At 41.2% G+C, this 25,235-nt stretch carries 27 protein-coding genes; 11 read left to right on the forward strand and 16 right to left on the reverse strand.

Annotation, left to right across the window (positions count from 1 at the left end):
• Window position 1: 1 nt before the first annotated feature.
• The gene (locus tag IKL48_05715) at window positions 2–1,336 is read right to left on the reverse strand and encodes an AAA family ATPase (protein MBR3604147.1); all 1,335 of its coding nucleotides are present in this window, start codon (window positions 1,334–1,336) and stop codon (window positions 2–4) included.
• A gap of 87 nt (window positions 1,337–1,423) precedes the next feature.
• Between IKL48_05715 and zupT the strand changes: the two genes are divergently transcribed.
• The 4 genes from zupT (at window position 1,424) to IKL48_05735 (ending at window position 3,741) form a co-directional block, all read left to right on the forward strand.
• A complete protein-coding gene (zupT, locus tag IKL48_05720; GenBank protein MBR3604148.1) occupies window positions 1,424–2,197 on the forward strand; it encodes a zinc transporter ZupT in 774 nt (257 codons plus the stop codon).
• Window positions 2,198–2,267: 70 nt separating this feature from the next.
• Window positions 2,268–2,762, forward strand: a complete 495-nt coding sequence (locus IKL48_05725; GenBank protein ID MBR3604149.1) for a sigma-70 family RNA polymerase sigma factor — start codon at window positions 2,268–2,270, stop codon at window positions 2,760–2,762.
• Window positions 2,759–3,073, forward strand: coding sequence for a hypothetical protein (locus IKL48_05730; GenBank protein ID MBR3604150.1), 315 nt, complete (start codon window positions 2,759–2,761; stop codon window positions 3,071–3,073). The genes IKL48_05725 and IKL48_05730 overlap by 4 nt, the downstream gene beginning before the upstream one ends.
• Window positions 3,074–3,084: 11 nt before the next feature.
• Window positions 3,085–3,741: a hypothetical protein gene (locus IKL48_05735; GenBank protein MBR3604151.1), complete on the forward strand. Its 657-nt coding sequence runs from the start codon at window positions 3,085–3,087 to the stop codon at window positions 3,739–3,741.
• A 38-nt stretch (window positions 3,742–3,779) separates the two neighbouring features.
• On the opposite strand, the gene IKL48_05740 is transcribed toward IKL48_05735, so the two are convergent.
• Entirely contained in the window at window positions 3,780–5,765 is a 1,986-nt protein-coding gene (locus tag IKL48_05740; protein ID MBR3604152.1) for a sulfatase-like hydrolase/transferase, read from the reverse strand.
• A gap of 20 nt (window positions 5,766–5,785) precedes the next feature.
• A complete protein-coding gene (locus IKL48_05745; protein MBR3604153.1) occupies window positions 5,786–6,988 on the reverse strand; it encodes an aminopeptidase in 1,203 nt (400 codons plus the stop codon).
• A gap of 64 nt (window positions 6,989–7,052) precedes the next feature.
• Here IKL48_05745 and IKL48_05750 point away from each other — a divergent pair, with 64 nt between their 5' ends.
• Complete coding sequence (locus tag IKL48_05750) at window positions 7,053–7,811, forward strand: hypothetical protein (protein ID MBR3604154.1); 759 nt, start codon at window positions 7,053–7,055, stop codon at window positions 7,809–7,811.
• Window positions 7,812–7,852: 41 nt separating this feature from the next.
• Here IKL48_05750 and IKL48_05755 read toward each other — a convergent pair whose 3' ends face one another.
• From IKL48_05755 to IKL48_05775, 5 genes are read right to left on the reverse strand one after another with little or no spacing between them, the layout of a single operon-like run.
• Window positions 7,853–8,962: a GNAT family N-acetyltransferase gene (locus tag IKL48_05755; protein MBR3604155.1), complete on the reverse strand. Its 1,110-nt coding sequence runs from the start codon at window positions 8,960–8,962 to the stop codon at window positions 7,853–7,855.
• Window positions 8,963–9,011: 49 nt separating this feature from the next.
• Entirely contained in the window at window positions 9,012–10,202 is a 1,191-nt protein-coding gene (locus tag IKL48_05760; GenBank protein MBR3604156.1) for a pyridoxal phosphate-dependent aminotransferase family protein, read from the reverse strand.
• A 23-nt stretch (window positions 10,203–10,225) separates the two neighbouring features.
• A complete protein-coding gene (gene rfaE2 / locus IKL48_05765) occupies window positions 10,226–10,693 on the reverse strand; it encodes a D-glycero-beta-D-manno-heptose 1-phosphate adenylyltransferase (GenBank protein MBR3604157.1) in 468 nt (155 codons plus the stop codon).
• Window positions 10,674–12,050 (reverse strand): acetyl-CoA carboxylase biotin carboxylase subunit, encoded by a 1,377-nt coding sequence (gene accC / locus IKL48_05770; protein MBR3604158.1) that lies wholly within the window; start codon window positions 12,048–12,050, stop codon window positions 10,674–10,676. The genes rfaE2 and accC overlap by 20 nt, the downstream gene beginning before the upstream one ends.
• A gap of 17 nt (window positions 12,051–12,067) precedes the next feature.
• Window positions 12,068–12,442 (reverse strand): hypothetical protein, encoded by a 375-nt coding sequence (locus IKL48_05775; GenBank protein MBR3604159.1) that lies wholly within the window; start codon window positions 12,440–12,442, stop codon window positions 12,068–12,070.
• A gap of 155 nt (window positions 12,443–12,597) precedes the next feature.
• Here IKL48_05775 and IKL48_05780 point away from each other — a divergent pair, with 155 nt between their 5' ends.
• Window positions 12,598–13,053 (forward strand): tryptophan-rich sensory protein, encoded by a 456-nt coding sequence (locus IKL48_05780; protein ID MBR3604160.1) that lies wholly within the window; start codon window positions 12,598–12,600, stop codon window positions 13,051–13,053.
• Between the two features lie 41 nt (window positions 13,054–13,094).
• On the opposite strand, the gene IKL48_05785 is transcribed toward IKL48_05780, so the two are convergent.
• Together IKL48_05785 and IKL48_05790 are read right to left on the reverse strand one after the other, a co-directional pair.
• Window positions 13,095–13,358 carry a hypothetical protein gene (locus tag IKL48_05785; protein MBR3604161.1) on the reverse strand — a complete coding sequence of 88 codons (264 nt, stop codon included), beginning with the start codon at window positions 13,356–13,358 and terminating at the stop codon, window positions 13,095–13,097.
• A 90-nt stretch (window positions 13,359–13,448) separates the two neighbouring features.
• Complete coding sequence (locus IKL48_05790; protein ID MBR3604162.1) at window positions 13,449–14,348, reverse strand: tetratricopeptide repeat protein; 900 nt, start codon at window positions 14,346–14,348, stop codon at window positions 13,449–13,451.
• 314 nt (window positions 14,349–14,662) lie between these two features.
• Here IKL48_05790 and IKL48_05795 point away from each other — a divergent pair, with 314 nt between their 5' ends.
• The 3 genes from IKL48_05795 to IKL48_05805 all read left to right on the forward strand — a co-directional run bounded on the left by IKL48_05795 (window position 14,663) and on the right by IKL48_05805 (window position 17,704).
• Window positions 14,663–16,723 carry a ribonucleoside triphosphate reductase gene (locus tag IKL48_05795; GenBank protein MBR3604163.1) on the forward strand — a complete coding sequence of 687 codons (2,061 nt, stop codon included), beginning with the start codon at window positions 14,663–14,665 and terminating at the stop codon, window positions 16,721–16,723.
• 131 nt (window positions 16,724–16,854) lie between these two features.
• Complete coding sequence (locus IKL48_05800; protein ID MBR3604164.1) at window positions 16,855–17,061, forward strand: hypothetical protein; 207 nt, start codon at window positions 16,855–16,857, stop codon at window positions 17,059–17,061.
• Window positions 17,062–17,083: 22 nt separating this feature from the next.
• Window positions 17,084–17,704, forward strand: a complete 621-nt coding sequence (locus IKL48_05805; GenBank protein ID MBR3604165.1) for an anaerobic ribonucleoside-triphosphate reductase activating protein — start codon at window positions 17,084–17,086, stop codon at window positions 17,702–17,704.
• Window positions 17,705–18,249: 545 nt separating this feature from the next.
• On the opposite strand, the gene IKL48_05810 is transcribed toward IKL48_05805, so the two are convergent.
• The 6 genes from IKL48_05810 to IKL48_05835 are packed head-to-tail and all read right to left on the reverse strand — an operon-like array spanning window position 18,250 to window position 23,635.
• Entirely contained in the window at window positions 18,250–19,161 is a 912-nt protein-coding gene (locus tag IKL48_05810; protein ID MBR3604166.1) for an RluA family pseudouridine synthase, read from the reverse strand.
• Window positions 19,154–19,939, reverse strand: coding sequence for a prolipoprotein diacylglyceryl transferase (gene lgt / locus IKL48_05815; protein MBR3604167.1), 786 nt, complete (start codon window positions 19,937–19,939; stop codon window positions 19,154–19,156). The genes IKL48_05810 and lgt overlap by 8 nt, the downstream gene beginning before the upstream one ends.
• Complete coding sequence (locus tag IKL48_05820) at window positions 19,939–20,550, reverse strand: MBL fold metallo-hydrolase (protein ID MBR3604168.1); 612 nt, start codon at window positions 20,548–20,550, stop codon at window positions 19,939–19,941. The genes lgt and IKL48_05820 overlap by 1 nt, the downstream gene beginning before the upstream one ends.
• A gap of 8 nt (window positions 20,551–20,558) precedes the next feature.
• Window positions 20,559–20,855 carry a septum formation initiator family protein gene (locus IKL48_05825; protein ID MBR3604169.1) on the reverse strand — a complete coding sequence of 99 codons (297 nt, stop codon included), beginning with the start codon at window positions 20,853–20,855 and terminating at the stop codon, window positions 20,559–20,561.
• A complete protein-coding gene (gene eno / locus IKL48_05830) occupies window positions 20,852–22,123 on the reverse strand; it encodes a phosphopyruvate hydratase (GenBank protein MBR3604170.1) in 1,272 nt (423 codons plus the stop codon). Before eno ends, IKL48_05825 begins: the two co-directional genes overlap by 4 nt.
• Before the next feature lie 24 nt (window positions 22,124–22,147).
• Complete coding sequence (locus IKL48_05835; GenBank protein MBR3604171.1) at window positions 22,148–23,635, reverse strand: hypothetical protein; 1,488 nt, start codon at window positions 23,633–23,635, stop codon at window positions 22,148–22,150.
• A 133-nt stretch (window positions 23,636–23,768) separates the two neighbouring features.
• On the opposite strand from IKL48_05835, the gene rlmN reads away from it, so the two are divergent.
• Together rlmN and IKL48_05845 are read left to right on the forward strand one after the other, a co-directional pair.
• Window positions 23,769–24,788, forward strand: coding sequence for a 23S rRNA (adenine(2503)-C(2))-methyltransferase RlmN (rlmN, locus tag IKL48_05840; protein ID MBR3604172.1), 1,020 nt, complete (start codon window positions 23,769–23,771; stop codon window positions 24,786–24,788).
• Window positions 24,789–24,797: 9 nt separating this feature from the next.
• Complete coding sequence (locus IKL48_05845; GenBank protein MBR3604173.1) at window positions 24,798–25,235, forward strand: hypothetical protein; 438 nt, start codon at window positions 24,798–24,800, stop codon at window positions 25,233–25,235.

Below are 25,235 nucleotides of genomic sequence, written 5' to 3' on the forward strand. Positions count from 1 at the left end.
TTTATGAACCTAAAAAAGGTGTTTTTCCGCGAATGGTTTGAAAGAAGGCCGTCACTCGGCTATCACAACGAATGTCGGAAAGAGAAATTTTCCGTTTTAAACAGACCCCTTCCAAAGAGCGGCAGCGACTCAGTGCCACATAGGTTTGACCCGGAGCAAATGCGCCTCGCCCAATGTCTAAATAAATCCCGTCAAAGGTAAGTCCTTGACTTTTATGAATAGTAATAGCCCAAGCCAATTTTAAAGGATATTGCTTAAAGAAACCATTTGTTTTTGGTTCTAATTTTTGTTTTAAAGCATTGTAGACATATTTCACATCTTCCCAAAGGTGAGGCTCTACCTGATAGATATTTCCTTTGAGTTCTACTTTAATAAAATCTTCTCCCAAGTCATAGACGGTGCCGATATCTCCGTTTACCCAGTAATCTTGCGGATGATTGTTGAGCATCATAATCTTTGCTCCGCGTTTTAGACGCAGGCAATATTCCGCCGGTACGGCCTTTTTTTTGAAGGTTTCGTCTACTACGGCTGAATAAACAAATTCCTTTCCGCTAAGTCTTGCCAAATAGTTGTTATTCCTCCAAGAGGCCCCCTCATTGGTAGGCGATAAAATAATAGCATTGTCTAAATCAGAGGGTTCTTGTTGGTTGATGCGAGAATTTAATTTCTCGTCTAACTCTACTTGGGATACTTTATTTTCTCGTATTTTATTGAGTAAATAAGCAAAACTCTTATCACCTTTTTGACGGAAAATGCGCTGCAACTCAAAGACTTCAATTTTGGTTTCTCTGACTACGCGTGCGTCAAAAAAATATGGGCTTTGATAAATACTATGAAAGTAATCAAACAATCCTTCAGAGCGGTTTTCTTCTACCGGAGGCAGTTGGAAAAGGTCCCCAAACAAAATAATTTGTTTACCGCCGAAAGGTCTATCGTCGTGTGTGGAGATGCGCAAAATATGGTCTATCGCGTCTAAAAGGTCAGCCCGCAGCATGGAGGCTTCGTCTATAATAATAGTATCGATGGCTTCTACAGTACGGCGGGGCAACTTTTTAAGATTTTCTAAATCCAGCAAATTACCCGGTTTTAAATGAAAAAAAGAATGTACCGTTTGCCCATGTACATTAACTGCAGCAATCCCTGTGGTGGCCAATATAACGGCATTTTTAGAGGTATTACGCGCAAAGAATTTAAGCAAAGTAGTTTTGCCCGTACCGGCTTTACCTGTAATAAAAATAAGCGGATAAATCTCCGCTGGTGCTTCTAAAAGGCAAAGGCCATGTTTAAATTCATCAGTTAATTCTATGTGTTCATGGGGAGCGCAGGATAAAGTCATATTTCTATTATACTATTTGTGTTTGTGAGGCAAAAATAACAAAATAGTTCGTTTTTTAAGTGAGTGAGAGTTTGCTATTATATAACTATGAATGAATCAGTTTTATGTGCGCTTTTTCTTAGTTTTTTAGCTGGAGCAGCCACCAGTGTGGGAGGACTGCTTTCTTTCGTCGTTAAGAAAAATAATTTTGCAGCGCTGGCCTTAGGGTTGGGTTTTTCTGCCGGAGTTATGCTATATGTTTCTTTTATGGAAATGATGCCGGAGGCTAAAAGTTCTTTAGTCAATTTGTATGGAGAAAATGCTGGCGCGTGGTTGAGTGTGGGGTTATTTTTTGGTGGGATAGTTTTGGCTTGGTTAATAGACCGTTTTATGCCCTCTCATCATATTGAAGCAGATGCTTTGGAAAAGAAAAATAAACTCAAACATTTAGGCCTTTTTACGGCAATGGCATTGGCTATTCACAACTTTCCCGAAGGCTTGGCTACTTTTATGGCTTCTATGGAAAATATCACACTGGGTATTTCCATTGCCGTAGCGGTGGCGGTGCATAATATTCCCGAAGGAATTGCCGTTGCGTTGCCTGTTTATCATGCTACGGGCAGCAAAAGCAAAGCTTTTTGGTATAGCTGTCTTTCAGGCATGGCGGAGCCTTTGGGGGCTTTGCTTGGATTTATTATTTTTCGTTCTATTCTGCATGGAGCTGCTTTTGGCGTGATGTTTGCCATGGTGGCCGGTATCATGGTGTACATTTCTTTAGATGAACTGTTGCCCACTGCTCACGAATATGGTGACGGGCATCGGGTGATCTGGGGAGTTATCGGCGGAATGATGATAATGGCCTTGTCTTTGCTAATTTTTTAACATTTTGTGATACTTTTCTTTTTTTCGGATAATATTAAGTGAAGGAAACTTAAAACCGGAACTCAAATTTATGAATTTTGATGAAGTTTATAATCGTTTGTTTAAAGCGGTGCTTGCCTATGTAAGAGGACGGCTGAATTGTCAGCAAAGTGCAGAAGAAGTATGCTCTTTGATTTGGCAAAAAGCATGGGACAAGCAAGAGCAATTTAATCCTGAGAAGGGAATAGTGGACCAATGGATTTTTGGTATTGCCCGTAATGAGGTTAATAAGTATTTCACCATTTGGCGTATTAAGCGATTTTTTTCTTTAGCCGAAGAAGAGGAAAATTTGGTTTCAGCAGATCCCACTCCTTTTGAAATAATGGAACAAACGGAAAAAAATGCTATGCTGCTGCAGGCGTTTTCTCGGCTAAATCCACGGGAGAGAGATTTGATTTCTTTAAAATATTTTGCTCATTTTAATAACCGTCAAATTGCTCAAATGAGCGGACTAAGTGAAAGTAATGTAGGAACCATTTTAAATCGGGCTATACAAAAATTACGGGTTTATATGGAGGCATTATGAAGCTTTCAGAGGAAAAATTAGCCAACTTATGTCAAGAGATGGACTTAGATCCACAATGTCATTTGCAATACAAAATACAAAATCAGATTTGCGCAAAAAAATATTCTTTTAAAAGAAAAACGGTATGGGCGTGTTCGGCAGTTTTAATGGCGGTTTCGGCAGTACTGTTCTGGTGGCCGCGTACGTCTAGTCCATATTTGCCGGATCCGGCAGAGTTTAACCGGAAGAACTTTGCTTTTTATAGAGATCTGGCTTTACCCGGACAAGATTTGGGGATATCCTATGCGGATTTTACTCAAACGGTCCAATAAAGGAGAATGTTATGAAAAAAGTATTATTTTCGCTTTTATGCGTTTGTGTGTTGAATACGGTTTCTTTTGCCCAACGGGCAGATTTGCAAAAAATCCGTGAGGAAAGAGATCAAAAAATTTCTGAAATCACAGCAGAAGTACGTGATATAGAGGCGCGTTATTGGGCTAAAAGTGTTATTAATAAGACAACAACAATGGGAGAGTTGGAAAATTCTTCAAAAAATTGGTTGGGCGCGCCCCAAGAGCATGCCCGCTTGTTGGGTTTGATTAGAGAATATGTAGCCAACGGAAACACTCATATTACGGCGCAGGAATATGAAATGTTAGATGAGAATAGACGCAGAGTAAGGGAATTTTTGAATAACGGAAAAGAAAATCCTGCCGCTCGGATTTTGGCAGAGCGTAATCAAGAAATTAGCCGAATCTCTCAGCCGGTTGCGGACATTGAAGCGCGTTATTGGGCATGGCGTATAGCAAAGGTAAAAGATATTACGTTTGAAGATTTTGCCAGCAACGCACAAAAATGGGTGGGGGAAAGAGGCACTAACCAACTATTAATAGAGAAAGTAGAAGAAAACTTAAAGTCGGGTAATACCGCAGCATTGACCAAAAAAGAGCAAAAAAAATTGGACAAATCCAAGCAAGCAGTGAAAAAGTTATTTAAATAATCAAAACAAACCCCCAGTTAATTTGGGGGTTTGTTGCATTAATCTTTCAACTCTGTTCCTTTTAAAATTCGCCACGCGGCAATAATGCGGTAGGCTTTGAGTTTTTCTTCCATTTCTTTTTGTTGTTGCGGGGAAAGAGGGGGAAAATGAGCATCTAATAACTCATACTCTTTTATATTATGTGTACCCAAGGCATATGGGTTAATCCAATTATAAGTATGCAACCCTAGTGTTTGTCGGGATAAAATATCCTCTCCCAAAGCATAATAAGGGGTTCCTTTCGGCAGTATTAATTCTAAAACGGTAGCGGCAATATCCATGTGGCTGGCGGCAGCATGAGCAGGCAACATTTGTTTGGAAATTCCTTTTCCAAATATGACCAAAGGCACAGACAAACGTTCGTAAAGAGAAGGATTGTCTTTCAAGGTCCAACGTGCGGCATGGTCTCCTGTGATAATAAAAAGGCTGTCGGGATATTTTTCGTACATCTTTAAAACGAAATCCGTTAAGTGATGATCTGCATATTCAAAATGTTGTAAGCGTTGGAGAAACAGATTTTCATCGGAAATATCGTCAGGAAGAAGTTTCTTAAGTTCTTTTTCGTCCGTCAGTTCTTTTTCCTTTTTTGTGTCTAAAGTGTAAGGCGTGTGATTGGTGCTGGTAAGGATTAAATTAAAAGAAGGTTGCGGCGTAATTTTTTGCGCCGCATTTCTGAGCATCGTTTTATCCTGTACCCCCCACACACTTCCTTCTCCACCTAAATCGGCAAAATAAAAAGATTCGTCCATTTTTTGATGTTTCATGAAAGGACCAATATTTTCCCAAGATGGAAAACCACCATAGAAGAAGCGGGTTTTATAGCCTTGTTTTTTAAGTTGCACCGAAAGGGCAGTTTCGTAAGGTTCTTGGGCGGTAGGGCGATTGGCAGTCAGCAAATTAATCTCCGGCATTCCCAATAAAATGGAAGTGATGGCAAACATCGTTCCGTTGGAGGCAGGTAAAAACTTGTCAATCAAAATAGCATTCTCTTTTTGCAAAATGGATTGAATCCCTTTGGAAATAGGCAAATGACGGTAGTTTTTTAATAAGGGCCAAAGCATATAGTTTTCCGCTACAATGACGAAAATATGCTGTGGTTTTTGGATTTTGGCTCCTTGTGCTTTTTTTTCTAAAAAGGGAATCAAAGAATCCTCATTATACTTATCCGTACCTAACAGGTAGGCGGCTGCTTTTCTCACATCTTCAGCGTTGATATCGGCTGACATTTTGGCAAATTGCTTATAAATACGGCTGGCTTTGTAAAGGGCTTGTATGTCATCTAAAATGGCTTCGTTTAGCAGGTGTTGACTCATGCGGGCGGCATTTTTCCAGTAAATAGAGCCATTGAAATCAAAACTGCCTCCTCTGCGTACAAATACAGCAGCGGGAACCAAAAAAATACAAATCAAAACCACATATAAGGTTTTTCTTGCAGAGGCGGCACATTTTTCTCCCAATTTTTTGCCAAAAATCAAAAAATATTTAAGAATAAAGCAACCTCCGGCCGCTTGTAAAAGAGCCACCAAAGATCGGCCCAGCGCATGATGTTGGTCAATGGCTGTCATCACAATAGCCCACATATCATCGTGTACGGTATTGAAGATAAAAGGACTAAAGGCATTTTGAAATTCTTGGTAATAGGCTAGGCGCGTTTGAAATAAAAAGGCAAAAATTAAAATAACAAAACTACCGTATAAAAAACGGAATTTATTGGCCTTGTAAGAGGGGAAAATCTGTTTAAGTAAAGTGCCCAATACAAATGATGGCAAAAAGAAAGCACCTGCCGTTTTAAGTCCGATACGTAGACCATACCACATGGTGAACAGAATATCCTGTGGCGTGGTGGTGGCTAGCAGTTGATCTCTAAAAAGAAAGATAAATGCAGCCCTGTATATAGACAACATAAAAAGCAAGAAGATGAAAAACAAAGCATCCTGTGCAAAGTTTTCCAAGAAAGAAGAACGACGAGAAAAGTTTTTTTTCATAGACTTCTTTTTATCAGGATCTAAAAACAGAACTGTCCTTTTTCATAAATCAATACTTTTTTGCCGTTTTTAAGCATGGCATGTACAGTTTTATTTTCCGTATTGATTAAATCCCAGTGTAGGGCTGATTCGTTGTAGCCTAACTTTTCTTTAAGTTTTTTATCAAGTTTGCTCATATCTGCGGCATAAGTGTCGGCATAACTTGAGCCTACGGCGACGTGACAATTGCCGTATTTCCCTCCAAAGTTTTCATCAAACAAAATATCAGCCATAAATTTATCAATTTTGGAAAAACGTCTGTCGGTTAACGAAAATTCTCCTATTTGGGCGGCTCCGCGGTCCATATCCAACATTTTACGCAAATAATTTTCACCTGCTTCGGCGGTTGCTTTGATGGCTCTGCCGTTTTTAAATTCAAGGCGAACGCCTTTTACATAGTTGCCCGTACGGTAAGAGGATAAATCTGCAAAATACACCCCTTTCGTTCCACGCCAATCAGGGGAAGTAAAAATTTCAAAAGAAGGAATATTATTTCCTCCACCTGAAATAAACTTTCGCTTTTCTCCTAACAAAACTTCAAAATCCATATTTGCAGATTGCACATGAAGCGTATTAATTTTAAGACCATTTAACCATTGTCCGATTTCCGTAATTTGGGCCATGACTTCTTTCCATTTCTTTACAGGATCCTTTTCATTTAAAAAACAGGCTTTGGCAATTTGTCCGGCATATTGTTTAAGCGTGAGGCCTGCTTTTTGAGCCAATTCCTCGGTAGGATAATTGCACAAAGTCCAAGAAAAAAGACCGGCTTGTTCGGTTTTATCCAAAATTTCACGCAGGCTTTTGCGCGCTACGGCAGCGGTGCCGATTCTGGTGGGATTGACGGTTTTTAGGGCGGTCAAATCTTCTGGTGCGTGCAGGGCGATCAATCCATTTAAAGATTCCTGAAAAGCCTCCTCCCCTGCAGTGATATGTTTGAGTTGCTTATCATCTGCTAAAGTATAAAAGCTGCGTTGAATTTCTTCGGGCAGAGTAGTTCTGACGATAGGCAAATATTTTTTACTTAATAATCTTTCATAAATAGCATGTGCCAACGGTAAGGCGGCTTTGTCATAACGGACTAACACTTGATCATACTTTTTAAATTTTCCTCCGCGTCTGGCATTTTCCATCGCCCAAATCATAACATCGGCATATTTTGCCAATTGTGTTTTTGTAAAAATCATAACTTCCCCCTTTTCTGCGTATAATGTTATAATAGCAAATATAGGTTGTGAGGCGAAAAAAATGAAAAAAATATTATTTTTTACCGTTTTGTTTTTTGGTTTTGTGCCACTTTGGGGCGGAATCTCTCCAAAACCGGAAATGGAGTTTTCTTTTCAATATCAAATACCGCAAGCACCGGCTATTCTTCCTGCTACGAGCGAACAAATCCAATGCAAAGACAACCAATGTATCGGGCAAGAGCCGTTGGGAGTGTATGGAATTCAAAAATTGTATTGTAAGCAAAACGGTTGTTTTTCAATTGCTTACGAATATGCTCCGTTTCAAAAGTTGATTGTTGATTTTTCCGACGGGGTCAAAAGAGAAAGTAATGTTTTTGCCACACCTTCAAAATTAAGAAATAGTTTTGTGGTGACGGTAAGAGAAAATGATTTGTTGGTTTCTCCGTCTTCTCAGCCTCAGAAATTCAATGCACTGTTGCGTGCTGATGCATGGGCTTCTTTAATTATCATATTACTTATTGAATTGATAGCGGCCTTTGCTTATCTATTTTATACGCAAAAGAGTTATCGTGTGCTTTATTCTGTGATATTGGTCAATTTGATTACAATGCCTCTTTCTTGGCAAGTTTTGGCAAAAGTAGTGACGGTTCCTACCTTAATTTGGCTTTTTAGTTTGGTTTTTGAAGCCTTTTTTATATGGTTATTTAACAGAAAAACACTTACACTGCGTAATGCCTCTATATTAAGTTTGGCTATCAATGTAAGTAGTTATTCGGTAGGGATAATGATTTCTTTTTTGATTGCGCCTTATTTGTTTTAATGATAAAAAACCCCGCCTTGGCGGGGTTTTTTTATCAGAGATTATAGACTTTTTTGATACAGACGGTATCGTTTTGTCTGGCGGCAGCCGGCTTCGGTCATGGCGCGGATAATACCGTCATTATCCTCTAAAATCCAAGAAAGTTCTGCTTCGTCCCAAATGGCTACCCCATAATCTACGATATGTTTGATCAGCACCAAATCAATGCCTCTTTTACGGTAGTTGGGGTCAATGCCCAGCATAATTAACCGCGCATCGCGAATTTTGGGCCATTTGAGCAAGGCTTTTACAGTGCGGAAAGGATTACACAAAGTGCCACGTAAAATTTGAAGCACGTGGTTCATATTCGCAATAGCAATATAAAATCCGGCCGGTACACCATCTACTTCGGCTATACAGGTGCCTTCCGGCTTTACAATCCATTTTAGTTCTTCTACCATATCCTGAATTTCCTGTTCGGAAATGGGGGTGTGTCCCCAATTTGCGGCCCAAGCATCATTATAGATTTTACGAATGATAGATGCTTCTTGCTTTAAATTTTTAAGGTTTAATCGGCGCAGGGTAAGCCCCTTTCCTCGTGCAGCGCGTGCGACAATTTTTTCAAATAGAGGGGAGAATTTGTCTTCTTTGCTGCGGTGAAAAGCCAGCAAATCTTTTACTTTACTAAATCCCTCTTTCTCAATTAACTCCATATAGTAAGGGTAATTGTAGGGCATCATGATAGAGGGCATAGCGTCAAAAGAGTCGGTCAATAAGCCATATACATGGTTGCTGGAAGGATTAGCCGGCCCGCGTACGGCCTCAACTCCTTGAGCGCGGAGCCATTTTTCACCTTCTGCAAACAGAGCATGTGCTACTTCCTGGTCATGGATGGCATCAAAAAATCCGAAAAACCCGATATTTTCTTTTTGATACTCATTGTACGTGTCATTAACCAAAGCACATAAGCGGCCTGCCACTTCACCGTCTTTGTACGCGAGCAGCAGTTTCCTTCTGGCGTGAGTCCAGAAGGCATTTTCCGGTTTTAAAAGTTTTAGGGTATCGGCTTTTAATTCACCCACCCAGTAGGGGTTGTTTTGATACAACCGGTAAGGAAAATGAATAAAAGTTTTTAAATCTTTTTCGGCGTCTTTGATGACTATTTGACTCATATCTTCTCCAAAAAGAAAACCCCTCCGACAAGAGGGGTTTTGTAAAAGACTATTTAATAATGCCGATGGCACGACCCGCTTGGGCAAAGGCATCGATGATTTTTTGCACGTGTTCATCCGTATGCGTGGCCATCAAGGTTAAGCGCATTAAGGCTTTTCCGGGAGGAACGGCCGGGCTGACTACCGGATTGGAGAAAATGCCGAGTTCATGCAAGGCTCTCCACATACGGAAGCAGTTTTCGTTGCTGCCCACATGTACCGGAATGACCGGCGTGGTGCTGGTGCCTAAATCATAGCCCAAGTCACGCAAGCCCTTTTTCAAATTATCCGTCATGCGGAATAAATTATCGCGGCGGGAAGTATCATTTTCAATAAGTTCCAACGCTTTATTAATAGAAGCCACAGAAGCCGGAGGCAAAGCGGCGGAGAAAATTTGACTGCGTGCACTGTGACGGATGTAGTGGATAATATCAGCATCACCGACCACAAAACCACCTACAGTCGCGAAGGTTTTGGAACAGGTGCCGACCACCAAATCCACTTCGCCGTTTTCTAAACCAAAGTGTTCACAGGTACCGCGACCGGTTTTGCCCAAAATACCGGTGGCATGAGCATCGTCTACAATAATGCGGGCGCCGTATTTTTTGCCGATTTTTACAATTTCCGGCAAGGGGCAGATGTCCCCTTCCATACTAAACACACCGTCTACAATAATGAGTTTACCTGCTTCTTCGGGCAATTTGGCGATAACGCGCTCTAAGTCGGCCGGATCATTATGTTTAAAGCGCACCATTTCACCATCGGAAAGTTTTACGCCGTCTAAAATGCTGGCATGGTTCAACTTGTCTACAATGGCGTAATCCCCTTTTTTCAAAAGACAACTGACAACACCCAAATTCATTTGATATCCGGTGGAAAAGATAAGTCCGGCTTCTTTACGTTTGAAATTGGCGATGCGTTGCTCTAATTCATCTTGGGCTTTGGTATTACCATTTAAAAAGCGAGAACCGGCACAACCCGTACCATATTTAAGGGCTGCTTCGGAGGCTGCTTTTTTCATTTCGGGATCATTGGCTAAGCCTAAGTAATTGTTGGAGCCGGCCATGATGTAGGTTTTTCCGTTTAAGACGATTTCAGGCCCTTGAGCCGATTCAATCGGTTGAAAATAGCCGTAAATGCCCATGCGCATGGCTATTTTGGCATCTTTAAAGTTTCTGCATTTTTCAAAAATATCAGACATGTTCTTTTCCTTTTTGTACAAAACTACTTTTGTACTTTCTTAATAATATTAGTAGTAGAGCGTCCTTTGAGTAAGGCAAAACGCACTACTTTTTTTGCAAATTCACGACCCACGATTTCACTGGGTTTATAATCTCCGCCTTTGACTAATACATCGGGGCGGACAGATTTAATAAGGTTGTAAGGGGTGTCCTCCGTAAAAACAGACACCGCATCCACAGATTGCAATGCCGCCAATACAAGCGCGCGGTCAGATTGTTTATTAACCGGACGAGTGGGGCCTTTTAAACGGCGGACGGATTCATCGCTATTAATACCCACCACCAATACGTCCCCTTTGCTGCGAGAAAACTCCAACACGCTAACATGTCCGGCATGTAAAATATCAAAACAACCGTTTGTAAATACAATCTTTTTGCCGGCTTGTCGTTGTTTCTCTACCCAGTTGGAGAGTGCACGACGGCCTAAAATTTTATTTTTTGCTTTCGTCATTTTTTTCCGCCGTTAACATTCTTTCAATGAGTCCCGTATCCATATTTCCGGCAATAAAATCTTCATTTTTCAAGATTTTCTGGTGAAAGGGAATCGTGGTTTTTACACCGGAAATTTTAAATTCGCCCAAGGCACGTTCGCTGCGTTTTAATAATTCTTCGCGATTGGGGGCAGTGACAATTAACTTGGCAATTAAACTGTCATAATAACTGGGAATGGTATATCCCGTATACATATGACTGTCTACGCGAATGCCCAAACCGCCGGAAGGAATCCATTCTTCAATCGTTCCGGGACAGGGGGTAAAATTGTTATCGCTATCTTCGGCATTGATACGATGCTCCACCACATGAGCACGAACAACAGAGGCCTCTTGTTGTGTGATGGAAAGGGGCATTCCTTGTGCAATTTCAATTTGCAATTTTACTAAGTCTTGCCCACATACTTCTTCCGTCACGGGGTGTTCCACTTGAAGGCGAGTGTTTACTTCCATGAAATAAAAGTCTTTATTGGGGGCCATTAAAAATTCGACGGTTCCTACCCCATGATAGTTGGCGGCTTTGACTAATTTAACGGCCGCTTCCTGCAGTTTTTTGCGTACTTGTGCAGTGACAAAAGCGGAGGGGGATTGCTCCACCAATTTTTGATGTCTTCGTTGCATGCTGCAGTCACGCTCGGCAAAAGCAACAGCATTTCCGTAATTGTCTGCGGCTACTTGCACTTCAATATGGCGCGGATTTAATACTAACTTTTCAAAATAAACGCGATCATCGCCAAAATTGGCCTTTGCTTCGCCTTGAGCCGTTTTCATCATTAAGTCCAAATCTTTTTCAGACAAACAGGCGCGCATGCCTTTCCCGCCACCGCCCAAAGCTGCTTTAATCATGATGGGATAACCGATTTTGCGAGCGACTTCTTTATAATTTTTGCCCACCACACCGTCTGAACCCGGTGTAATGGCCACCCCACCTTTAATGGCTATTTCTCTGGCTGTACTTTTTACACCCAACATGCTGATAGATTTGGCAGTAGGGCCGATAAAAGTAATACCGGCTTTGGTGATAGCATCGGCAAAATCTGCGTTTTCAGATAAAAATCCATAACCGGGGTGAACGGCATCGGCCCCTGTTATTTTGGCAGCCGTCACTACGGCATCGATATTTAAATAACTCAAAGAAGAAGGGGCCGCCCCGATGCATACTGCTTCATCGGCCATACGTACGTGCAGGCTGTTTCGGTCCGCTTCGGAATAAATGGCTACTGATTTGATCCCCATTTCTTTAAGGGTACGAATCACGCGTAAGGCGATTTCTCCGCGATTGGCAATCAATACTTTTTTAAAAGGTTTAATGGTAATTTTAGCCATATTGTCCTCTAGGGTTCAATAAAGAAAAGAGGTTGGCCAAATTCTGCAGGCTTGCCGTCCTCAATGGAAATAATACGCAACACTCCGGACACGGGGGCAGGGACAACATGTTTCTCAAAGGCACTTTCAATCAGGCCTAAAGACTGCCCTTCTTTGACGTTTTGCCCTTCTTTTAAAGATAAATTTTTTCCTTTGTCAGCCCCATGATAGATGCCTAAGGCGGGAGCCGTCACTGCCGTTAAATGACAAGTAAATTTAGCAGGTTCCGGCAGTGCTTGCCGAGTTTTAATCTCAATGCAATTATGATCTTTTTGATAGCAAAACTCGGCCAAATCGGTCGTTTTAAGCCAGTCGGTAATTTCGGTAATAAGTTTGGTGTCCATATATACCTCGCTGCGGCTGTATAAAATTGATTACTTTTATTTTAGCATTTTTGAACTTGTCGGTGGAAATCTCCCCTAAAAAAACTAATCCTTTTTTTCTCTTTCGTAAAAGAAAAGAGATTTTTATACTTAGGTAAAAAGGGGGGAGTATGCAAATGGCAAAATTGATAATGTGGTTGTTTATCTGTCAGATTCCGGCTCTGGTAGGCATGGGAGCCGTGCGGGGAAACATGGATTGGTATCATGCGTTGAGCCAACCCATTTTTGCACCGCCGGATTGGACTTTTTCGGCTGTATGGGCCATTTTATATGTGCTGTTGGGGGTGGTTGGGTATTTGATTACGCGTGACGGTATAAATTACAATAATCGCCTTACCGTTATTTTGTTTGTGGCACAGTTAGTGATTAATGCGTCTTGGACACCGATATTTTTTGGCCATCAGGAAATCGGCCTTGCATTAATCATTTTAAGCATCATGATTTTTTTAACGGTGTGGTTAATGAAAAAATTGTGGGCGCCGCAACATCAGGCCTTTTGGCTTATGCTTCCATATGGGTTGTGGTTGTGCTTTGCCTGGTGTTTAAATTATGCGATATTGGTATTAAACTGATGAAAAGGCCCTCTTAACGGAGGGCCTTTTTAAGTGAAGCATTATTTTTTGGTGTTTTTGTATTTACTGAATAAATCAATTCCTAATTTCATGGCTTTGTAAAAAGTACTGTCCAAAGCAGAGGAAACATTGTGCAACAGGTCAAAAGTGCTTTGTGTTTTTTCCACATTCTCTGCCGCCAATATACTCAGATACTCCACCGATTCGGCGGTTCTTTTAATTTGTAAAAGTGTCAAAACCGCGTAAATGACCAGCACCACAAAGGCGCAAACGGCAATTAATGTCATGATTTGGTAAAAGTCCATATTCTCTACCCCCTTTTTCTTTCATTAAACAAGTTTACGGGATTTTGGTCAAGGCAAAAATAGGATTAAAAAGGTATAAAACGCTTGATCTTATTTTTGCGGCAATTCCACAAAAGTGACAGATCGTCCGTTTATAGAAGTGATCATGGCCTTGTGCCCGCTTTTTAATTGAACGCGCATTTGCGGTGTCCCTTCGGCAATTTGATCCAACAAGAGATTTTGCAGATAACCGATATGATCTAATATCTTTTGGTCTTTCGGATTTAAAAACAGAACTTGTTGATAATCTTCCAATGCTCCTATTAAATCGTTCATCTTCTTTTTGATGTCTGCACGCATACCATAACAAATCGGCTGATTGGGGGCTTTTTCAACGGCTTTGTCTGTGCAGTTTAAAGCCTCCTGATATCTTTTTTGCAAATAATAAATTTCTCCCATATCCAAAAAGCCCCCGATGTAATTTGGATTTGTTTCTACGGATTTTTGATAATCTTGCAAAGAACCCTCTATATCTTTCAGCCCGCGTTTTGATGCAGCTCTTTGGGCATAATAAATTTCTCTTGCACTTTCTCCGGCCAAAGTAATGGCTTGTGTGCAATCTTCCACCGCTTCTTGATACATTTCCAACAAATGATATATGCATGCTCTTTTATAATATAGTTCGGGCTCTTTTTCGCATACGGCAATCGCGCGGGAATATCCTTGCAAGGCCAAATCATAATTTCCCAATACTTCGTTGGCATATCCCCATAATTGATGAGGCTCCGGATTAAGCGGGGCTAACGCAGATGCTTGCTGAAGCAGAGTTTCAAACGAAGTTTTGCATAAGTCTTGCGGTTCGGATTTGTTCCATAGAATAACTGCTTTTAAATAATAAAATTGTGCCGTTTCGGGATAAATTTGCAATGCCTTGTGGCAAAGTTGTAAGGCTTTATCTAAATCGTTTTCCATTAATTTTTCAATTTCAGAAATATAATTCTGTTCGGACATTTTCTGTTTCTCCGTAAAATTTATTTTTCGATTTATATATAAGGGGCATTGTATAAAATTTCCATAAAAAAAGAAAAACTTGACAGGAGGCTAAAATAAATAGTAAAAATTCTTAATAAGAGAAAAAAGAGAACATATATTTTAATTTTTTGAAGGAAATTAAAATCTGATTTCTCCGACGGTAAAAAATAAAAAATAGTTGCCCGAAAAAAATGTTTTTAGACGTGATTTGCATTTTTGCTTTTATTATGTAAAAATTTTATTGTCGCAGTTTTTTCAAACTTTGCGACCACTCAACTCACAGGAAATAGATCATGGAAAACGTAGAAGTAATTACTAATATCGTCAAAAGAGACGGTACTATCCAACAATTTGATTCTAAAAAAATTACCAAAGCCATTGCTAAAGCTGGGGAAGTGACGGGCGAATTTGATATTGAAACGGCTAAAAAACTAACCATTCGTGCCATCAATATTATTCAACAACTTTATTCCGACACGACCCCTAACGTAGAAAACGTACAAGACATTGTGGAAGATGTATTGTTGACATCCAATTATCACAAAACGGCCAAAGCCTATATTTTGTACCGAGACCAGCATGCACGTATCCGTGAGATTTCCTCTAAATTTAACGTGGACCTGGTGGACCAATATTTGCAACAGTTGGACTGGCAAGTAAAAGAAAACAGCAATATGGGTTATTCTTTACAGGGGCTCAATAACTATATTTCCTCTGAAGTGAGCAAAATTTATTGGCTTAATAAAATTTATCCGGAAAAAGTCAAACGCATGCATAGCGAAGGCGATATTCACTTGCATGATTTGGGTTTGTTAGGTGCCTATTGTGTGGGTTGGGATTTGCAAGATTTATTGTTAAACGGTTTTACCGGTGTAGTGGGCAAAGCCGAAAGTAAGCCTGCCAAGCACTTCCGCACGGCTTTAGGCCAAGTGGTCAATTTCTTTTATACCTTGCAAGGCGAAAGTGCCGGTGCACAGGCATTCTCCAACTTTGATACTTTGTTGGCTCCGTTTATTTATTATGACGGATTAACCTATGAAGAAGTAAAACAAGCCTTACAAGAATTTTTGTTTAACGTAAACGTGCCGACCCGCGTGGGTTTCCAAACGCCGTTTACCAACTTAACTTTAGATTTGAATGTTCCTTCTTATTATAAAGATCAGCCGGTAATTATCGGCGGAAAATTGATGGACAAAACATACAAAGAGTTCCAAAACGAAATGGACCTCTTGAACCGCGCTTTCTGCGAAGTGATGCTTGCCGGTGACGCCAAAGGCCGTGTGTTTACGTTCCCGATTCCGACCTACAACATTACCAAAGATTTTGATTGGGATAACCCGAAATTGACCCCGTTATGGGAAATGACGGCTAAGTATGGTATTCCGTATTTTGCCAACTTTATCAACTCGGATATGAACCCCGAAGATGCTCGTTCCATGTGTTGCCGTTTGCGTATTGATAACCGCGAATTGCGCAAACGCGGAGGCGGCTTGTTCGGTTCTGCTCCGTTAACGGGTTCTGTGGGTGTGGTGACAATCAACTTGCCACGCTTGGGGTATTTATCTCAAAATGAAGAAGAATTCTTCAAAAACTTATTAGACCGCATGGAAACGGCCAGAGAAAGTTTGGAAATCAAACGTAAAGTCATTGAACGTTTCACGGCGGCTAACTTGTACCCGTATATGAGCTTCTATTTACGCAGCGTCAAAGAACGCTTTGGCAAATATTGGACCAATCACTTCTCCACCATTGGTTTGGTGGGCTTGAACGAAGCCGCCATCAATCTTTTTGGAGAGGATATCGGAACGGAAAAAGGACGTGCTTTTGCTGAAAAAGTACTGACCTTTATGCGCGAGACATTGGTTCGTTTCCAAGAAGAAACGGGTAATAATTACAATTTGGAAGCCACCCCGGCCGAAGGTACCTCCTACCGTTTGGCCAGATTGGATAAAGAACATTATCCGGAAATTATTTGTGCCGATGAGTCCATGTATAAACAAGGCCACCCGCCTTTTTATACCAACTCTTCCCAGCTTCCGGTCAATTACACCGATGATGTATTTGAAATGTTAGACCTGCAAAGTTCCATTCAGGCTAAATATACCGGTGGTACGGTGCAACATATTTTCACGGGTGAGCGTATCAAAGATTTAGAAGCCATGAAGAAGTTTATCAAAACCGTCTGCGAAAGATATGTTTTGCCATACTTCTCCATCACACCTACGTTTAGCGTCTGTCCTAAATGCGGATACATTGAGGGGGAACATTTTGAATGCCCGAAATGTAAGTCCGAACGGATGCAGGAGTTGGAACGTCAGGTCCGTTTATTAGAAGAGCAACTTTATAGCAAATAATCTATAGTTATTGCTTAAAAGTCCCTTTTTAGGGTTAGTGTCTAACCCTTAAAAAGCAGTTCGGCTTTGTGTCATAAATGCTAAAATATGGATGTTCTGCCGAACAGAAGTAAAAGTCTAGGAGAGTTCCCATGACCGCTGAAGAAAGAAAAATTGTTGAAAATAAAATCTCTGAATTAAAGAAACAAATGGCCGATGTGCACGGTTCTAAATGTGAAGTTTATTCCCGTGTGGTCGGATATCTCCGCCCGGTGCAAAACTGGAACAAAGGTAAAAGAGAAGAATTTACCATGCGTAAGACCATGACCAATGTGGATTCTTGCTCTTGCGGTTGCTAACTTTTTACGTTTTTAGCCTGATATGAAGATTGGGGGTTTGATTAAGTTTACGTTGATTGACTATCCGGGCCATGTGGCGGCGGTGGTGTTTACGCAGGGCTGCAACTTTCGGTGTCGGTATTGTCATAATCCGGAACTTGTCTACCCCCATCTTTTACAATCATCCGTTCCCAAAGAGGATATCCTTTCTTTTTTGCGTAAACGCAAAGGTACGTTGGAAGGGTTGGTGATTACCGGTGGAGAGCCCGTCTTGCAAGCGGGATTAATTGATTTTATGGCAGAAGTAAAAGCCTTAGGATATAAAATCAAGTTAGATACCAACGGTACCAGGCCGGAAGTATTACAAGAAGCTTTAGACAGACAATTGGTGGATTTTGTGGCGATGGATTTAAAAGCGCCGCTAGAGAAGTACTCTTTAATTACAGCAGTGGAGTTCGACCCGAAGATTATCCGAAAAAGTATGGATATGATTATGGCTTCAGGTGTGCCGTATGAGTTTCGCACGACTTATGACAAAGAAGTGCTGACGGATGCAGATATCCAGGCCATTTCCGACAGTGTCGGAGGGAAGAACTATCGTGTGCAGGAGTGTTTACCGGTAAAAGAGAAGTCGGCTTTAAAAGTCCTGCACGGTGAAGTGTAAACTGAAATCTTACCATAAGATCTGGCAAATTTAAACCGTTCCGAAAGGAGCGGTTTTTTATTATTTTAAGGAAAAACAGCTTGGCAACAAAGTAAAAACTCCTCATCTAAAAGATATCTTTTAAAATTATTAAAAGTTCTTCTTCGTCAGATTAAAACATTTGGAAAATGATAGGGAATTTCTGGGATTGGTAAAAAATCAAAAACCCGCGGTGGGGGTTGTCCGCGGGTCTAATTCCGGTTTTTCCGAGCGTTGGAGATACGCTTGGAAAAATCAGGGGGATACCAGTTTCTCCTCATCAGAAAACTCATCTCCCTCTGCCTTATGCCTTGCCCGAGCGGGCAAGTCCCCCAAGGCCAGAAATCTTTGCTATACCACTATTATAAAGGGTTTATAATCCATCTGCAAGCCCTAAAAAGTAATTAGATGAGAGAAAGTGTCCGTCGGTTTGCTGACTTCGTTTTTTTCGGAAAAACTTTATATGTAGATTAAAGAAGAAAAAACAGCCGAAAATATTTTCGGCTGTTTTTAAATCAAAGAATCTGCTATTTCCCTTCCGTGACCCGTTTCCAAGCGTTTTCAAAGTCTGTGGGAACAGGAGCCTCAAATTTCATAGAACGTCCGTTTAAGGGGTGTTTAAACTCTAAACGGCGTGCATGTAGCATCAGTCTGTCGGCTGTTGCACCTTTATACAACCAATCTCCCAGTACAGGATAGCCCAGCCAACTTAAATGTACGCGTAATTGATTAGTGCGCCCCGTACGCGGGAAAAGCTCTACGTAGGTAAATCCGTTTTTGCGCTCTAATACATGATAATCGGTAATCGCTTCGCGGCCGACATCAGAGGCTTTTATTTTGCCACCTGCTACACGCCCGATAGGTACATCAATCGTGCCGTTATCATCGGGGATTAATCCACAAGCAATAGAGTGGTATGTTTTGTTGACTTGGCGACTGGCAAAAAGTTCCACCATTGCCTCTTGAAATTCTTGATTTTTGGCAATAAGCATTACGCCGCTGGTTTCGCGGTCCAAGCGGTGTACCAAACCCGCGCGGTCTATATTTGAGTCAAAACCTTTTGGCGGATTGGCTAAAATGATAGAAACCAATGTTTCTTCAGAGGCGAAAACAGCTTCCGGATTTTCTTCCCAAATGGGACTTTGCGGATGTACCAACATACCGGCAGGTTTATTGATGACAAAATAATCTTTTCCGTCTGCAATAATCAAATCTGACAGTTTACTTTTGTGGTCTTGTGCGCAAGGCATTTCTATTTCCACTCTTTCTCCTTCTTGCAAAGGCCAAGATGGTTTTACGTTTTTTCCATTGACGGTAATTTTGCCGTCTTTAATCATTTTTTGCACCAAAGCACGCGAAAACTCAGGCAATTCGTCTGTCGCAAAAACATCTAAACGTTTGGAATAACCGACAAAATCTAAAATTTTTTTCTCAGCCATTTTTTTTATCCTTTTTTAAAAATATCCATACGCAAATCACCAGCAAAACTGCCGTAGCGGAAATCAACTGTGAGGGGGAGAGCCCCAGCCAGAATCCTCCGCGAAAGTCCCCGCGGAAAAACTCTATCACAAAGCGTATCGTGCAGTATCCCACAATATAAGCGGCCAATACTCCGCCGTTTTTATGCGGTTTTTTATAATAATGTTGTAATATAAAAAATAAAATCAAATTGGCCACCACTTCATAGAGTTGAGTGGGGTGTAAAGGCGTGGCTTGAAACTGGGGGGGAACTAAAGTGTGCGGATGGGTAAAACTTACGCCCCAAGGCATTTGGGTCGGTTTTCCGAAACAACAACCGGCCAAAAAACAGCCGATGCGTCCGATAGCATGCCCTAAGGGTAAACCCACCACAAAAAAATCAGCCGTTTTTAAGATGGGCAGATTCTTTTTTTTCATGTAATAGTACAGAGAAATCATGGCTGTTATGGCCCCGCCCAAGAAAACAAACCCGTAGCGGAAATTTTGGATAATGTATAATAGCCGCTCTGTAGTAGTGGCACCCATTTCTTGCCAAGATAACAATATATACAAAATCTTACTGCCGGCCAAAGCCCCCACAAAGGCAATGAAAATAAGATTCCAAAAAGTATCTTTATCTAACTTGATAAAATGCAGGCGCTTGAAAAGATAAAAAGAGGCAATCATATAGGCCAGTGCGGTCATTAAACCGTAGCTGGCAAATTCAAAAGAGCCTATTTTAAAAAGAATGGGGTGCATTACTGTATTACCTTTTCATCTTTGATGGCATTTCTCATAAAAGGGTTATGAATGCGTTCATAACCGATATAACTGGAGCATTTTCCACCGTAGCTATGTCCTGCAAAAATCTGTGTGTCTTCCGGCAGTTTGGAAAGATTGAGTAAACTTTTACGCATTTGGCGCGGATCAGAAGAGGGCAAATCTACTCTGCCGCAAGCTCCCGGAAAAAGGGTGTCTCCTGTAAAAAGGACATTGCCGATTTGCAGACAAACACAACCGGCCGTATGTCCGGGTGTTGGAATAATATGAATATCAAAGTGGCCGATTTTTACATTTTGTTCCCCATTATAGGTATGCAACACTTCTTGTGGCAATCCGCTTAAAGCTGTATCTTGTTCTTGTAAATAAGCCTTTAATCCATGATTTCGAAGCAAGGTTTCGCAGTCGCGCACGTGGTCGAAATGTCCATGCGTAAAAAAGACCGCCAAGAGGCTTAAGTCTTTTGTTTTTAAGGTATGTTCTATAAAATTCATATCCCACGCAGGGTCTATTAAAATGGCTTCTTTTCCTTGCGTGAGCAAATAAGTACAGTTGGCCATAGGGCCTAATTCCAAGACATCAATATTCATAAATGTTCCTATTTGTTTTTAAATCTAAACTCCCTTTCTCCAGCGGCGGACATGTGATATTTTACCCGCGCTAAGCGCTCTATATGGGCCGGATTTTGTTCCTGTAGAAGTTTTTGTTCGGATTTTAATTCTTCATATTTTTGGTCTAATTGTTCGCTGAGTTTTGTAAGACGATTAAGTTCCATTTTATTATGAATCAAATTTACAAAACTGTTTCCCAAAAACCACACAACCACTGCAATCACCCCTATGATGATTAGCAGTGGTTTTTTGTTTCTTTGTATGGTATCTAATAAATCATTCATTTTTTAAAAACGCTATCTTTGGCGTAGGACGCTTTTTTGCCAAGTTCGTGCTCTATTTGGAGCAGGCGGTTATACTTGGCAGTGCGTTCTGCGCGTGCAGGGGCACCGGTTTTAATGGCACCTGCATTGGTGGCTACGGCCAAATCGGCAATAAAACTGTCTTCCGTTTCTCCGGAGCGATGAGAAATGATACAGCCATAATCGGCTTTTTGGGCCTGCAAAATCACATCTATCGTTTCTGATACGGTACCGATTTGATTGGGTTTAATCAAAATAGCATTGGCGGCTTTTTGCTCAATACCCATCGTTAAACGATGTGGATTGGTGACGAATAAATCATCTCCCACCAGTCGGATTTTTGAGCCTAATTTTTGTGTAATATAATGCCACCCGTTCCAATCGTCCTCTTGCAAAGGGTCTTCAATAGAAACGATGGGATATTTCTTACACCAACCTTCATAAATTTTGCTCATTTGCTCAGAAGTGTAATCTTTTTTCTCAAAATGATATTTGCCTTTTTTATAGAATTCACTGGCGGCGCAGTCCATCGCTAAAGATATGTCGGTATGTTTTGCTTTTTTGCAAGCGCTCACTAAGGTTTTTAATACATCTTCGTGCTTGGCAATTTTCGGAGCAAAACCTCCTTCATCTCCTACGGCAATAACTTGACCTTGTTTTTTAAGAATTTCTTTTAAAGTTTGATATGTTTCCACCGCCGCTTGTAATGCCTGAGAAAAAGTTTTACTCTGTGTGGGAACAATCATAAATTCTTGTACGTCTAAGCCGGAATCGGCATGTTTTCCGCCGTTAATAATATTGAGCATTGGCGTAGGTAAAATATATTTTTTGGCGGTTAAACTGTATACGTGGCGGATATGCTGATACAACGGTCTTTTGGCACTCAAAGCGCCGGCGCGCAAAACTGCCATAGATACGCCCAACATAGCATTAGCCCCTAATTTACTTTTGTTGGCGGTGCCGTCTAAAGCCTGCATGCGGTCATCTACCAACCGGATATCATCAACTTCAATGCCGGCAATGCATTTGGAGATTTTTTGAATATTGCTGACGGCTTTTAATACCCCTTTTCCACCGTAGCGGGTGCCCCCATCACGCAGTTCCCACGCTTCGTGAGAGCCTGTGCTCGCACCACTGGGTACCATGGCTGAGGCTGATGTGCCGTCATCTAACACTACATCAACCGCCACTGTAGGAAACCCACGTGAATCCAATACTTCCCGTCCGATTACTTTTTTAATTTTAGACATACTCTCCCCCTATTAGTTGACAGACTAAACGATACTGTCTATAATTTTTTTGCCTTCCTTAATTAAAGTGGCAGGCAGTTTTTCGTCCGGAGCTTCTGCGTACAGACGAATGCGTCGCTCAGTGCTGGAAGGACGAATAGCCAACCAACTGCCACCTTTTAAAATAAACTTAAACCCATCGGTGGAGTCAATGCGCCACACAGAGGTTTTGTTGATGGATAAAGGGGGTTTGATATCCAAGCGTTCCATGATGCGGTTGATTTCGGTTTCAGTTTTGGGGATACTGACCTTTTGATCATACATGGGACGATATTTTTTGTAGAAATCTTTACGCAACTGTTTGAGCGTTTTTCCTTCTACTGCTAACATATCTACAATGAGAAAACAGGCCAAAAGGCCGTCTTTGTCGGGGATATGATTGGCTACGGCAATACCGCCGGATTCTTCCACACCCATGATGTATTGACCGGTGGTCATCAATTCGGTGATATATTTAAAACCCACCGGCGTTTCGCGAATCATCAATCCATGCGCTTTGGCCACTTGATCAAACAGTGTAGAGGTAATGACACTGCGTACGGCACGGCCTTTGAGTTTTTTGTTGCGGACCATGTGATCTAACAGCATGGGGCCTATTTCGTTGGGGGAGACCCATTCTCCGTCAGAATCAATCAAACCAAATTTGTCGCAATCCGGATTGCAGGCAATGCCTAAATGCATTTTTTTGGAAACTACGAGCTTTTTCAAATTTTCCAAACTGACAGGACCGGCGTTTGGCACTTTTCCTCCGAAAAGGACATCTGTTTTTTCATTAACGGCTTCCACTGTGACACCACATTTTTCAAGCGGTGCGCGAAAATAATATTGAGCGGTACCAAAAAGAGGATCTAATGCGATTTTGAGTTTGGCTTTTTTAAGTGCTTTTTGATCTAAGAGTTTTTCTAAATGAGTTAAGTACTCTTTTTTGAGCGAACCGGTGGGGGAGACCGCTTTGTTAAGATGGTCAAACTCTGTAGAAGATGCTTTCAGAAGTTGAGAAGATGCGCTTGGGGTGCGTTTTTCAATATCTTCTACGATTTCATTGTTAGCAATACCGCCATAATAGGCAATCCACTTCAAGCCACAGACATGGTAGTCTGCTTCACTTCCGGTGATAACAATAGCCCCTACTGCCGCTTCTTTTAATACGTTCCATTCCGCTACGGGAGTGGGTAAAGGCTCATCGGCCATTTTTACACTGATGCCGTTGGCCAACAGGGCATTGGCCGCTATATAAGCAAATTGTTTGGAAAGAAAACGAGTATCATATCCAAGAATCACAAGCGGTTTTTTGGGCTTTTTGCCTAAATCTTGGCAGTGTTTTTGATAACCCGTACCCTCAAAACCATAGAAAGAGTTTTCCAAAACATGGTCGGAAATCCCAAAAGCCAAACGTTGTACAGATTGGGCGGTTAACCCTTCTGCGATAACGGCTCTAAAGCCGGAAGTGCTAAATTTAATATCTTCGCTCATAGTGCAGGTATTATACTAAAAAAAAGGCATTTTTTCACTTTTTCTTACCTTATAATGCAAAAAAGAGGCTTATAAAAACCGAACTGCCCCCAAAAATGATAAAATAATGCTAACTTCATTTAGGAAAAAAGAAATGAATTTTGAATACGTTAAACAATTTGTTAAAGATGCCGGTTTGCCCAATTACCGCATTTCTCAGGTAAAAGATGCCGTATATAAAAATGGGATTTCTTCTTGGACGGAGGCTACTACCCTTCCGGCCGATTTGCGCGAAAAATTGGAAAAAGAGCGTCCTATTTTAAGTTTTACCGTCAAGAAAATGGTGTTTTCGGAGCAGGACCGCGTGGCCAAAGCACTTTTAAAACTTAAAGACGGCCTGCTGATTGAAACAGTTCTTTTAAAACCGCATGACGGTTGGAGTGTTTGTGTATCGACGCAAGTGGGTTGCGCGATGAAGTGCAGTTTCTGCAGTACCGGACGTATGGGTTTTAAACGAGATTTGACGGAAGAAGAAATAGCTGATCAGGTGCTGATGTGGTTTCAGTATGTAAAAAAAGAAAAAATCGGTGATCGTATTTCTCATGTAGTATTTATGGGAATGGGAGAGCCGTTGGTTAACTACTTAAACTGTGTCAAAGCAGTGCAAAATTTGACCAATCCCGATTTCTTGAATATCGGTGCGCGTCATATTTCCATTTCCACTTCCGGCATTGCAGACAAATTGCATAAATTGGCGGTGGATTTGCCTCAAGTTAATTTGGCAGTCTCTCTGCACAATGCCGACAATGATGAACGCAGTAAACTGATGCCCGTAAACAGACGCTATGATTTGGAAGAATTGCAAAAAGCGCTTGATGAATATTTGGCTCTGACGGGAAGACAAGTGTTTTTGGAATATGCCGTTATTGACGGAGTGAATAACAGACCGGAGCATATTCGTAAATTGGGCAAATGGATCAAAGATAGTAAGTTTAGTTATTTGCTACACGTTAATTTGATTGCTTGTAATTTGGGGCGCGGTTGCAAAACCGATGATCGTGCCGTTCAGGAAATGGCCGAATCTTTAAAAGCCATGAATATCGGTGTGACGATTCGTAAAAGTATGGGCAATGACATCAGTGCTGCTTGTGGGCAATTAGCGTCTAGAAATTAGGAGGAAGAAATGAAAAAAATATTTGTTTTATCGTTTTTTTGCACATTATTGAGCGCTTGTGCTACTTTAAATCAAGCCAATTTGGATTGGATTCCCATAGGGCCGGAGTTTGAGCCGACATTAGCAGCAGATATTGAAATTTTTACCGATAGAGACCAAATCCGTCGTCCATACGGCAACTTGGGCCTTTTACGTATTAAAAATTTAGAGCCGGATCGGGACAGTTTAAAACGCGGTGTACAGCGCGGGCGGAAGTTTGTGGCTTCCAAAGGCGGTGATGCTATGTTTTTGGGACAGTATAACAGTGGCGAAGACGGAGCCCCCAACCCGAAGGTGACTCTCATTATTTATGCCCTGAAATATGGGGATAATTTAACGGAAGCGGATAAAAAAGCCATGCAAGATTTTGAAGTGGAAGCCGCTTTGAATAACAGTATCGGTTTTTAA

This window comes from Elusimicrobiaceae bacterium, from assembly GCA_017520185.1.
In the GTDB taxonomy this organism is placed as follows: Bacteria; Elusimicrobiota; Elusimicrobia; order Elusimicrobiales; family Elusimicrobiaceae; genus Avelusimicrobium.